This is a genomic window from Flavobacterium sp. KACC 22763 (genome assembly GCF_028736155.1).
GTDB lineage: Bacteria > Bacteroidota > Bacteroidia > Flavobacteriales > Flavobacteriaceae > Flavobacterium.
In genome coordinates, this window is sequence record NZ_CP117879.1 from 2,775,489 (window position 1) to 2,787,585 (window position 12,097).

At 32.5% G+C, this 12,097-nt stretch carries 18 protein-coding genes; all 18 read left to right on the forward strand.

Features of this window, described 5'->3' with window-relative positions; genetic code table 11:
- Nucleotides 1–133: 133 nt before the first annotated feature.
- Entirely contained in the window at nt 134–718 is a 585-nt protein-coding gene (locus PQ463_RS11100; RefSeq protein WP_274257911.1) for an NUMOD4 domain-containing protein, read from the forward strand.
- 508 nt (nt 719–1,226) lie between these two features.
- Nucleotides 1,227–2,615, forward strand: coding sequence for a dihydrolipoyl dehydrogenase (lpdA, locus tag PQ463_RS11105; protein WP_274257912.1), 1,389 nt, complete (start codon nt 1,227–1,229; stop codon nt 2,613–2,615).
- 235 nt (nt 2,616–2,850) lie between these two features.
- The gene (locus PQ463_RS11110; protein WP_274257914.1) at nt 2,851–3,600 is read left to right on the forward strand and encodes a DUF2314 domain-containing protein; all 750 of its coding nucleotides are present in this window, start codon (nt 2,851–2,853) and stop codon (nt 3,598–3,600) included.
- 154 nt (nt 3,601–3,754) lie between these two features.
- Nucleotides 3,755–4,261, forward strand: a complete 507-nt coding sequence (locus tag PQ463_RS11115; protein WP_274257916.1) for a TPM domain-containing protein — start codon at nt 3,755–3,757, stop codon at nt 4,259–4,261.
- Nucleotides 4,262–4,346: 85 nt separating this feature from the next.
- Nucleotides 4,347–4,781 carry a GNAT family N-acetyltransferase gene (locus PQ463_RS11120; protein ID WP_274257918.1) on the forward strand — a complete coding sequence of 145 codons (435 nt, stop codon included), beginning with the start codon at nt 4,347–4,349 and terminating at the stop codon, nt 4,779–4,781.
- Nucleotides 4,782–4,797: 16 nt separating this feature from the next.
- A complete protein-coding gene (locus PQ463_RS11125) occupies nt 4,798–5,184 on the forward strand; it encodes a DUF1801 domain-containing protein (RefSeq protein WP_274257921.1) in 387 nt (128 codons plus the stop codon).
- A 107-nt stretch (nt 5,185–5,291) separates the two neighbouring features.
- Nucleotides 5,292–5,672, forward strand: a complete 381-nt coding sequence (locus tag PQ463_RS11130; protein WP_274253761.1) for a YdeI/OmpD-associated family protein — start codon at nt 5,292–5,294, stop codon at nt 5,670–5,672.
- Nucleotides 5,673–5,779: 107 nt separating this feature from the next.
- A complete protein-coding gene (locus tag PQ463_RS11135) occupies nt 5,780–6,460 on the forward strand; it encodes a DUF4919 domain-containing protein (RefSeq protein WP_274253762.1) in 681 nt (226 codons plus the stop codon).
- 136 nt (nt 6,461–6,596) lie between these two features.
- The gene (locus tag PQ463_RS11140) at nt 6,597–7,139 is read left to right on the forward strand and encodes a DUF2975 domain-containing protein (protein ID WP_274253763.1); all 543 of its coding nucleotides are present in this window, start codon (nt 6,597–6,599) and stop codon (nt 7,137–7,139) included.
- A gap of 9 nt (nt 7,140–7,148) precedes the next feature.
- Entirely contained in the window at nt 7,149–7,355 is a 207-nt protein-coding gene (locus tag PQ463_RS11145; RefSeq protein WP_274253764.1) for a helix-turn-helix domain-containing protein, read from the forward strand.
- A gap of 254 nt (nt 7,356–7,609) precedes the next feature.
- Nucleotides 7,610–8,203: an NAD(P)H-dependent oxidoreductase gene (locus PQ463_RS11150; protein WP_274253765.1), complete on the forward strand. Its 594-nt coding sequence runs from the start codon at nt 7,610–7,612 to the stop codon at nt 8,201–8,203.
- 23 nt (nt 8,204–8,226) lie between these two features.
- Entirely contained in the window at nt 8,227–8,670 is a 444-nt protein-coding gene (locus PQ463_RS11155; RefSeq protein ID WP_274253766.1) for a hypothetical protein, read from the forward strand.
- Nucleotides 8,671–8,743: 73 nt separating this feature from the next.
- On the forward strand, nt 8,744–9,196 hold the full coding sequence (locus PQ463_RS11160; protein ID WP_274253767.1) for a hypothetical protein: 453 nt from the start codon (nt 8,744–8,746) through the stop codon (nt 9,194–9,196).
- A 106-nt stretch (nt 9,197–9,302) separates the two neighbouring features.
- On the forward strand, nt 9,303–9,791 hold the full coding sequence (locus PQ463_RS11165; RefSeq protein ID WP_274253768.1) for an SRPBCC family protein: 489 nt from the start codon (nt 9,303–9,305) through the stop codon (nt 9,789–9,791).
- A 35-nt stretch (nt 9,792–9,826) separates the two neighbouring features.
- Nucleotides 9,827–10,243, forward strand: coding sequence for a hypothetical protein (locus PQ463_RS11170; RefSeq protein ID WP_274253769.1), 417 nt, complete (start codon nt 9,827–9,829; stop codon nt 10,241–10,243).
- A gap of 8 nt (nt 10,244–10,251) precedes the next feature.
- Nucleotides 10,252–10,464 (forward strand): ArsR family transcriptional regulator, encoded by a 213-nt coding sequence (locus PQ463_RS11175; protein WP_274253770.1) that lies wholly within the window; start codon nt 10,252–10,254, stop codon nt 10,462–10,464.
- A gap of 79 nt (nt 10,465–10,543) precedes the next feature.
- Nucleotides 10,544–10,912, forward strand: coding sequence for a nuclear transport factor 2 family protein (locus PQ463_RS11180; RefSeq protein ID WP_111379079.1), 369 nt, complete (start codon nt 10,544–10,546; stop codon nt 10,910–10,912).
- 142 nt (nt 10,913–11,054) lie between these two features.
- Nucleotides 11,055–12,095, forward strand: coding sequence for a serine hydrolase domain-containing protein (locus PQ463_RS11185; RefSeq protein ID WP_274253771.1), 1,041 nt, complete (start codon nt 11,055–11,057; stop codon nt 12,093–12,095).
- Nucleotides 12,096–12,097 lie beyond the last annotated feature (2 nt).

Sequence of the window (12,097 nt, forward strand, 5' to 3'; positions counted from 1 at the left end):
TGCCAAAAACGCTTTAAAACGTTAAATTAGCGTTATAGAAATCATAAAATTGCCCTTTCACAATCAGTAAGATAGCTGAAATTTTTGGTTTATTATTTATCTTTGAGAATATAGAAATCAAATGTAAAAGACAATGCCACAAAATAGATTTTATCCTGATGAAAAATTCAAAGAAATAGAAATAAATGCCTCATTACAACTTAAATACGCCATTTCAAACAGAGGAAGATTAATAAGTTTTACCGACGATATTGAAAATGGCCGAATCTTAAAAGGCGGTTTAAGCGACGGATATCCTACTTTCCGTTTTAAGGTAAAAAAAGACGATAAAATCGTTAATAAATACCTTTTCTTATACAAACTAGTTGCCCAATATTTCATTCCGAAAGAATCGGAAGAGCAAACATATGTTCTGCATTTAGATTACAACAGGGCTAATGATGATGAACGCAATCTTCGCTGGGCAACCAAACAGGAAATGATGGCGCACAGCCGTAAAAGTCCGCGCGTTATTCAGGCAAAAAAGAACTTAATTGAACACAATCTAAAAGCCGACGGACGAAAATTAACCACCACAAAAGTGATGTTAATCAAAAAAATCCTAGCAAGACCTGAACAAAAAACTCGTCTTAAAATGATTGCAAAACAATTTGGCGTTAGCGAAATGCAAATTAGAAGAATTGCCAGCGGAGAAAACTGGGGACACGTTAAGATTTAATTGATAATTGATAATTGTCAATTATCAATTATAAAAAATTATAATAGCCACAGATTACACAGATTAACACAGATTTTTTAAAAATCATTTTAATCTTTTTAATCTGTGGCTTATTTTATTCAAAAAGATTCAGCGACTGTCAGGCTGAGCGAAGTCGAAGCCCACACAAAGCTCTTCAACTTCGGACAGAGAGACAAAATTATAATAGCCACAAACAACAAACAACAAACCATAAACCATAAACCACAAACCATAAACCACAAACCATCAACCATCAACAATTACTCACTAAATCACAAAAATCAATTCATAATTCACAATTTACAATTCACAATTACTTTGGTTTCTGTGAAAAGACCAAAATCTGTGTCTTTAAAAACAAAATTTCAGGTGTTCGTATAAAATAAATCCTTAAATTCGCAATCACAAATAACAAAAGAAGAAATCGAAAGATGAGTTTCGGAAATATAAACTTCATTTTCGATAGTTAATACTAAAAGCAAAAAAAATGAAATACGACGTTATTGTTTTAGGAAGTGGTCCTGGAGGATATGTAACAGCGATTAGAGCTTCACAATTAGGCTTTAAAACTGCTGTAGTAGAAAAAGAAAATCTAGGTGGAGTTTGCCTTAACTGGGGATGTATCCCAACAAAAGCGCTTTTAAAATCTGCTCAGGTTTTTGATTACCTTAAACACGCTTCTGACTACGGATTGAAAGTTTCTGAATTTGATAAAGATTTCCCTGCAGTTATTCAACGCAGCCGTGGTGTTGCTGAAGGAATGAGCAAAGGTGTTCAATTCTTAATGAAAAAAAACAAAATTGACGTTATTGAAGGTTTTGGAAAACTAAAACCAGGAAAAAAACTTGACGTTACTGATAAAGACAATAAAGTTACAGAATATAGCGCTGACCACATTATCATCGCAACTGGAGCTCGTTCTCGCGAGTTGCCAAACTTACCTCAAGATGGTATAAAAGTAATTGGATACCGTCAAGCAATGACATTGCCAACGCAACCAAAATCTATGATCATTGTTGGTTCTGGAGCAATCGGAGTTGAGTTCGCTCACTTCTACAACTCAATGGGAACAGATGTTACTATCGTAGAATTTATGCCAAACGTTGTTCCTGTAGAAGACGAAGATATCTCAAAACAATTTGAGCGTTCTTTGAAAAAATCAGGAATTAAAGTAATGACTAACTCTTCTGTTGAGCGTATTGACACTACAGGAGCTGGAGTTAAAGCTTTCGTTAAAACTGCAAAAGGAGAAGAAGTTCTAGAAGCTGACATCGTACTTTCTGCGGTTGGAATCAAAACAAACATTGAAAACATCGGATTAGAAGAAGTTGGAATCGCTGTTGACAGAGATAAAATCTTAGTAAACGCTTACAACGAAACTAACATTCCAGGATACTACGCAATTGGAGACGTTACTCCTGGTCAAGCTTTAGCTCACGTTGCTTCTGCTGAAGGAATCAACTGTGTTGAGAAAATTAAAGGTTTACACGTAGACCCAATCGATTACGGAAATGTTCCTGGTTGTACTTATGCAACTCCAGAAATCGCTTCTGTTGGTTTAACAGAAAAACAAGCTAAAGAAAAAGGTTACGAATTAAAAATTGGTAAATTTCCATTCTCAGCTTCTGGAAAAGCAAAAGCTGCTGGAAATGCTGACGGATTCGTAAAAGTAATTTTCGATGCTAAATACGGAGAATGGTTAGGATGCCACATGATTGGTGCTGGTGTTACAGATATGATTGCTGAAGCAGTTGTAGCTCGTAAACTAGAAACTACAGGTCACGAAATCCTTAAATCTATCCACCCTCACCCAACAATGAGCGAGGCTGTTATGGAAGCTGTAGCTGATGCTTACGGCGAAGTAATTCACTTGTAAAAATATACCGTTTTACGGTTATATATAATTCTCAATTTATAAAATCCGATTTGTGAAAACAGATCGGATTTTTTTGTGCCTATAGTTTTGTCATTTCAACTGAAAGGAGAAATCACAAAACTTTATCTGAAACAATCTTGCTTTTTAATTAATAATTCTAAAAAACAACTAAATATCATTTCTTCCAAAGTAATAAAAAGATTACTTTTATAAATCATTATAAATATTCATTTTTATGGAAGAAACAAAAATATTCTACGCCGACGGAGAAAATCCAAAAATGATTGAGGCTTACAAAAAAGCTCAAGAAACCTTTAAATATTTCTGGAGAGAATTATCTTGGGAATACAGACGAATAGTTCCAGGATTGGATGTTGCTTGCGTAAAACTGGCTTTTACTCAAGAAATAGACGGAGAAACCATCGTAGAACATATGTGGATTAACGATGTGAATTTCGATGGCGAAAACATATATGGCATATTGGTAAATGATCCTGATGAATTAACTAACGTCGCTAATGGAGACGAAATTGCAATTCCGATAAATCAAATCAGCGATTGGTTATTTGCCATCAATGGACAAACTTATGGCGCATTTACAATTCAAGCCATGCGTTCTGAAATGAGCGAGGACGAAAGGGAATCTCATGACGAGGCTTGGGGACTAGATTTTGGCGATTTTAACGACATTTTGATCGTAAACGAACAAAAAGAAAAACCCGAAAATCTAATTGAACACCCAATGAGCAAAAACATGAGGGAAAGCCTTATTGAGTTCGTTACCAATAATCCGGAAGAAGTATCCAACCAAGATGAATTAGGCTATACTTTTCTGCATCGCGAAGCCATTGCAGGAAATCAGACTTCTGTTGAAGTTTTACTGAAATCTGGAGCCGATAAACATGCTAAAACCGCAACTGGCAAAACTGCTTTGGATTTTGCCAAAGAATTAAAGTGGGATCATTTACTGCCTTTATTACAATAGAAAACTTTAAAATCCGATTTGTGAAAGCAGGTCGGATTTTTATTTTTATAAGACCCAATATTTTTCGACATAAAACAAAAACTATTCTACTTTTCATCTGTTTAAAATTAAAGAATGTGCTACTTTTGCTGCACCAAATCTAAACTGCCACAGAATGAAAAAATTATTCTTTACGCTAGTACTGTTAACCTCAGTTCTTTTATCTGCCCAAACAAAAAACGACACCGATTTTGCTTCTCAACTAAAAAGCTCTTTTTCAGGATCAACAGACTGTGTCAACGACTTCGAAAAAATATTAACACCAGTCGAGCTTAAATCTTTGAATACCACATTAAACGGTTTCGAAAAAAAATACCTTTATAAAATTGTTGTCATCACAACTCCTTCTTATTCTCCATTTAAGTCATTGGAAGAATATACATTGGAACTCGATAAATTTCTATCAAAAGACCCGCGATTAGACCCTACTCTTTTAATAATCGTAAGTAAAACATTAAGACAAATTCAGGTTATAAGTGTCGATTTTATACGATACAAATTAAGTACTGAAGACACACAAAACATAATTGCCACTTATTCTGTTCCTGAACTTAAAAAAGGAAACTATTATAAAGCATTAGAACTGGCTTCAAATGAATTCATGAAAAAGTTACAGCCATAAAAAAACATCAAAATCCGATTTGCATAAACAAGTCGGATTTTTTATTTAACTTTCCTACGCTTAACAAACAATAAATATATTCGAAATGGTAATTGTAGAAGAAGCGAAAAACATCAACTTACCACGTTTAAGAATCATCTTCTTAAACGAAAGACAGCGAACATTTACAGAGCAAGACACATCAGAATTCAAACTTGAAGATTTTGACAAACAGACAAAAGGAGAATATATTCTAACTGCACTCATAGATGATATTCCCGTCGGATTTATTTCGATTTGGATGCCTAATAACTTTATCCATCATCTTTATGTTGAGAATGCATATCAAGGAAAAAACATTGGCACCCAATTATTAAAAGCCACCATACAGAAAACAGCATTTCCAATTACCCTAAAATGCCTTGTAAGCAATACCAAAGCAATTGAATTCTACTTAAAAAAAGGATTCAAAGAAAAATCGAGAGGCCAGTCAAGCAACGGAACTTATATTTTATTTGAGCTGACAAAAGATATAAATTAACTTAAATGCTAAAGATATGAATCAGATTCAGGATTACAACGATTCTCAGACAGCAGAAAATAAAGAAATCTGCAATCTTCTTTATGACATTATAAATAAAAACTTAACTGAAGCCGAAAACAAAATCTGGCACGCTCATCCTGTTTGGTTTTTAGACGGAAATCCGATTGTAGGTTACAGCAAATTAAAAGATTCAGTAAGATTGCTCTTCTGGAGCGGACAATCTTTTGAGGAAGAAAAACTTCAAAACGAAGGCTCATTTAAAGCTGCTGAAAAGCGTTATACAAACATCGATCAGATAAATGAAGAAGATTTAAAACGCTGGCTCAAGAAAAGCAGAGAAATTCAGTGGGATTACAAAAACATTGTCAAACGAAAAGGCCAATTACTTCGGTTAAAATAAATCAAAAACAATTTAAATATCTAATTTTCAAAACTTTAATTTAATTTTATTACTGACATACTGTTGTCATAAAGCCATTTTACTTTTACAAAATAAAAATTAAAAAGATGGAAACTAAAGACGGAAAATTAGCTGTTTATGCTCCAACAAGACAAGATTGGCGCAACTGGCTTGAGGAAAACAGCCAGGCAGAAAAATCGGTTTGGCTGATTTTGTATCATAAAAAAAGTAAAATACAGAGTGTAAATTTAGTCGAAGCAACCGAAGAAGCACTTTGTTTTGGCTGGATTGACAGTCTCTGCAAAAAACGTGACGGAGAAAGCTATTACCTTACCTTCTCTCACCGAAATCCCAAAACCAGCAAATGGAGCAAACCTAATATCGAAAGAGCCGAGCGCATGATTCAGCAGAATTTAATGACTGAACATGGCCAGAAATTAATCGATATTGCGAAAGAAAAAGGGAAATGGATAACTAATGAACCATAATAAAAGCATGTTTTGTCATACCGAATTAGGATTTTACAAGAACATTTTGCTTTAAAATAATTTGTATTTTAGTAAGACCAGAAACCTAACTTAAAACCGTCTAAATCATGCTAAAACATTATTTTGTTGCCTTATTTTTTTGTATCGGAATCCAATTAAACGCTCAAGATCTCGGTTTTACAAAACCTGATTATAAAGCAATCGAAAAAGAAATCAGTGATAAGAATTCCAAATTCTTTTATCCGAAATTAATGGAAAGGCTGATTAAAAATGATACTCTTTTATCACATGATGAATATCGCCACTTATATTTAGGTTACTTTTTTCAACCCAAATACAATGCTTTTTGGACTTCTCCCAACGACGAAAAACTCCGCACTTATTACGCTAAAGAAAAACTCGAAACTTCAGATTATGACGAAATTATAAAACTAGCCAATAATTCCTTAAACGATTTTCCATTTGACTTAAGACAGCTCAACTATCTAGCTTACATTTATCATTTAAAAGGTGACGAAACTGCAGCAAAAATTGCTTCCTTTAAATTTCACAGTATTATGAATGTAATTCTTTCTTCTGGAGATGGCAAAAAATGCGAAACTGGTTTTCATGTCCTAATGGTAGACCACGAATACATATTGCTCAGCCTTTTTGAAATTGAATCGAAAGGACAATCATTGGTTGAAAACTGCGATTACCTAAGTTTCGAAAAAGGTGTTTACAATGTAGATGGCATTTATTTTAATATCGAAAAAATGCTCGAAAACGAAAAGAAAGTCCTCCGATAACAAGATTTTGAAACATATAAAAATAGCTTCAGCACCAAAATTATTGAAGCTATTTTTTTTTGATAAAAACTATTTATTTATTGTTTATCAATAAATTTTTATTATTTTAGCAGCATAACTTCTAATCTTAAATAGTATGGAAATTAAAATTGGAACACCACAGATTCTAAAAATCCTGAATATTTTATCGTGGATTATTTTTATTGGCTTATGCGTAGAAGCCGGTATGTATCTTTTTAACGGAATTTATACTATGACTATAAATTCCTATAATGCTCGCTTTCTTAATTTACTCGATCTCTACAATTACAGTCCTAGCTTTTACATTCAAGAAATATGTTTTATCAGCATTGTGGCAATATTAAAATCGATTATGTTTTATCTGATTGTAAAAATGCTGCACGAGAAAAAATTAAATATAGAACAACCTTTTACTCCAGAAACAGGACGCTTTATATCTTATCTCTCCTATTTAGCTTTCGGGATCGGATTATTTTCTTTTTGGGCTTTCAAATTCAACAATTGGTTGGTATCAAATGGTGTAAAACTCCCAACTTTAGAATCACTTAATCTTGAAGGCCATAACATTTGGATTTTTATGGCCATTGTGATGTTTGTAATCGGACAAATTTTTAAAAGAGGAATCGAAATTCAATCGGAAATTGACCTAACCATTTAAACCAAAATTATGCCCATTATAGTAAATTTAGACGTCATGATGGCAAAAAGAAAAATGTCATTAAATGAACTCTCAGAAAAAGTAGATTTAACATTATCAAATCTCTCCATATTAAAAACTGGTAAAGCAAAAGCAATCCGTTTCAGTACGCTCGAAGCCATCTGTAAAGTATTGGATTGCCAACCTGGAGATATTTTAGAATTTTCAGAAAAATAACTAATAGTTTTTACACAATCTTGTCATTTCGACGAAGGAGAAATCTTCGTTAGAAACTCGACAAAGATTGGGAATTACTTTGCGGAGCTACTTGCGGAGATTTCTCCTTCGTCGAAATGACAAACTGTACTTAGCTCTGACAGATTTTAAAATCCAATTCAACATCTTAAAATAAAATATTTTACTTTTAATTTGTATTTTCGTACAGAACTGATTTAAACTTTGAAACGATTACAAATCTAAAAAGTCTAAAAATGAATGTTTTAATTGTTTACGCACATCCCAGTAAAAAATCATACACCTTTCAGGTTTTGGAAAGATTAAAATCTGTTTTAGGCAATGAAAATTGGTATATTGAAGTCTCCGATTTGTATGGATCTAATTTCATCAGCGATATGTCTGAAGCAGAATATGAGCGTGAAGGATTTGCCAAGACACAGCTTCCAATTCCTTCTGATGTTTTAGCAGAACAAGAAAAAATAGAAAAAGCAGATGCTATTATTTTCTTGTATCCTGTCTGGTGGAGTGATTGTCCTGCAAAGTTAAAAGGCTGGTTTGATCGTGTTTATTCTGTTGGATACGCTTACGGACAAAATGAAACTTCAAGGAAAATGAAAACTATTCCGTATGGACTTGCAATCTGTACTGCCGGACATCCGAATGACTTTTTACATGAAATCGAAATAGCACAAAGCATGGAAAAAATTATGCTCGAAGACCGACTCGGAAAACGTTTTACGCACAAAGAAATGATTATTTTAGGAGGAACATTAGAGCTTGAAAATGTAATGGCAAAACATTTTGAACTGATCAATAAAATCCCAGAAAAAATTAAAGCAACAATATAAATCACAAATCTTACTTTATAAAAATGATTGAAGACAATAATTCAGAAAAATCAGTTTTTGAAGAAATTCCAACCGAAAAAATATATTCAGAAAAAGCCATAAGAATAGGAACATTTTTTGCTGGTCCACTAGTGGCAGGTTATTGCATTGCAGAAAATTTTAAAGCTTTTAATGACTTTGAAAAAGCAAAAAATACATGGATTATTACAACTCTATCAATGATTGCGATTATTGGGCTCATTTTTATCATTCCCGATAACTTTCCAAATATTCTCTTCCCAGTACTTTATTCAGCTGTCGCTTCTTATTTCTTGAAAAAATTTCAGGAACAGAATATTCAAAATCATATTAAAAATGGTGGCGAAACTTTCGGCGGATGGAGAGTAACTTTGATTGGTTTATTGAGCATTCTTATATTTTTTGGAATTATTATGAGTGTAGTTCTATTAACAGAAAGTTCCATATAACTTTTGTAAAAAATATTATAACAAAACATTTCGAACTACGTTAATCACATTCTTAAAAAAAACACAATAGATTATGCCTTTCAACAAAATAAAAGTTTACCACTTATTTTGGATTGTTTCTATTCTAGTTTTAATTATTGGTTTTATCAAAAGTTTTTATCCTAACTCTTTTCTGGATATTAATATTCATGACACTTATTATATAATTCCCAATCTTGAAATTACTGCTAGTTTATTTTTTCTCTATTTCTTTATGGGCTCAGGTTATTGGTTAATTGAAAAAGTTTTCAAAAAACAGCTTACAAAACCTTTGATTATAATTCACTCTATTATTTTGATTGGAAGTTTTATGATATATTGGTTTCTTTTTCTTTATTATAAACTAATTGCAAATAATGATTTCTCTCTCGTTGATGATTCTTTAATGCTAAATTTAGTATTAATCTTAGAAATTTTTGTTATCCTTTTTGTTGCCACTCCTATTTACATTGCAAATTTTATGATGGCTTTCTTACGAAAAGAATAAGAACAGAGTTTGTCCGAAAAGCACCTCAAAATTGTCTTTTAAGCACCTTAACCAATTGATTTTTAGATTGTAATTTTACTTTACTAATTTAAAAAATCAATTAATTATGAACACTCACGATTTTACCACAACAATACTTCTCAATCAATCACCAGAAGAAGTTTTTAAAGCTATACAAAACGTTAAAGGCTGGTGGTCTGAAGAAATTGAAGGAAAAACAGCAAACGAAGGTGATGAATTTAAATATCATTACGAAGATGTTCACCGCTGTAAAATAAAATTGACAGAAGTCATTCCGAATCAAAAAATTGTCTGGCTGATTGAAGAAAACTATTTCAGTTTTACCAAAGACGATACCGAATGGACCAATACAACAGCTGTTTTTGACATTTCTAAAGAAGGTAACATGACAAAACTCACTTTCACCCATGTTGGCCTAGTTCCAGAATACGAATGTTTTGATGTTTGCACAAAAGGTTGGAGCAACTATGTCGAAAACAGTTTGAAAAAATTAATAGAAACTGGAAAAGGCCAGCCAAATGCTACAGGAAAACCTCAAATAGAAACTGAAAGAGCATTATCATCAAAAGAATAATTTTCTTACTTTCGTTATAACAAAAAACGAAAGTTATGAATCCATTTTTAAGAAATACTTTGGCCGTAATTGCAGGTCTTGTTATCGGAAGCATAGTCAACATGAGCATCATTTTAATAAGCGGCTCTATAATTCCGCCTCCAAATGGTGCTGATGTTACGACTACAGAAGGTTTACAAGCTACTATGCACTTATTCGAGCCAAAGCATTTTCTTTTTCCATTTTTAGCCCACGCAATCGGAACTTTTGCTGGAGCACTCACAACTGCATCATCTGCTGCCTCTAGCAAAACAAAATTAGCGTTTGTTATTGGAGCTTTCTTTTTATTTGGCGGCATCACAATGGTCTTTACACTTCCATCTCCAATTTGGTTCAGCATTGTCGATTTAGTTTTTGCTTATCTTCCAATGGCTTATCTGGCTTCTAAAATTGCGGTAAAAAAGAAAATCTAAAGAAAAAGATGGAAACCAAAAATACTATAAAGCCAGCCAAAAAATGCTACAGTCATATTGGTGGTAAACTCGGCGAACTGCTTTTTGAAACATTCGCAGACAAAAAATGGATCGCAAAAAATGAAGCTTCAAACAAACATTTTTACATTACCAAATTGGGAGAAAAAGAGTTTGCAAAATTGGGCATTGATCTTTCTAAAATCAAATCGGAAGAAGTTTAATTTTATAAATTCCTAAGTATTTTCTGCAAAATTTATAGCGCTTTATTTCATAACTTAGTTTGTTTTTAAATTTTGAATTATGACTAATAAAGAAATCGCTAAAAACTTCCTGAAACTAGCAGCAAAAGGGCATCCTCATGAAGGTTTTCGATTATATGTCGGAAAGAATTTCAAACACCATAATGCCTACTTCAAAGGTGATGCAGAGACATTAATGCTTGCTATGGAAGTATCAGCCAGAACAAACCCAAATAAAGTTTTTAAAATACATCATATTTTAGAAGACGGAAACCTTGTTGCTGTACATTCGCATCTCAAACAAACGCGTTCAGATATTGGTTTTGCCGTCGTGCATATTCTCAAATTCAAATTGAATAAAATCGTCGAACTTTGGGATCTTGGACAACCTGTTCCTAAAGATTCTATTAATGAAAACGGAATGTTTTAGTTAATTGTGAATTGTTAATGGTAAATTATTAATTATAGAATACTATAAAAAATCATCAACTATATTCAATCGAGCAACCATTAAACATTAAACAATAACAATTTACAATTCACCATTAACAATTCACCATTAACAATTATAAATGAACTTCATCACCAAAATCTCCTTATTATTAGTTTTAATACTAACTTCTTGCAATTCATCGGCCCAAAAAAAAGACGATTATAAAAAAAGTATTGATAGTATACTTCAAAGCGCTAACCCTAAATTTAATGGTGTGGTTTTGATTTCTCAAAACGGAAAAACACTGTATTCAAAAGTTGAAGGTTTTTCAAATTTCGAAACTAAAAAACCTTTAAAATTAGATACGCAATTTGAAATCATGTCTAACAGTAAATTAATTGCTGCAACTCTGCTTTTATTAGAAGTCGAAAAAGGAAAAGTAGATTTGAATGCACCAATCAAAAAATATTTACCCGAACTAACTCAAACTTGGGCAGATTCGGTAACGGTTCATCAGCTTTTAAATCATTCTCACGGAATTGTCGATTTACAAAAACCGTTGGCATTTAAACCTGGAACCGATTTTAAATACGGAAATATAAGTTTTAATCTGGTTGCAAAAATTGTCGAATTCAGCTCTAAAAAAAGCTATACAGAGGTTGCCGAATCGCTTTTTAAGAAATTAAAAATGAATCACACTTTTTGTTATTCAAAAGATAAAGAACAAAATTTGGCAACGGGTTATTATAATGTGAAAAATCAATTGGAACCTGATACCTCAAGACAAATCACAGATGAAACCTTAGGCGCAGACGGCATAATTTCAACCGTTTCTGATTTAGCAATTTGGAACAATAATCTTCATAAGGGAAAGATTCTAAAACCAGAATCGTATCAATTGTTAATTAAAAATACCATTTTATCTCAGCATAATTTCTTCGGAAAAGAAAAACAGCCTTATGGATACGGAATTCGAATTGTAGAAGAAGAATCTGTTAAGTATCTTGGACATACAGGTTTGGGAGACGGGTTTTCTGGTGTAAATTTGTATTTCCCAAAAAGTGATGTAAGTTTGATTGCATTGGAAAATCAGATGCCTGAAGATGCTAATTTGTTTTATGCGACTGAATTTAAAATCAAAAACATTCTTTTGAAAAGCGATTTATTAAAGAAAAAGTAAAC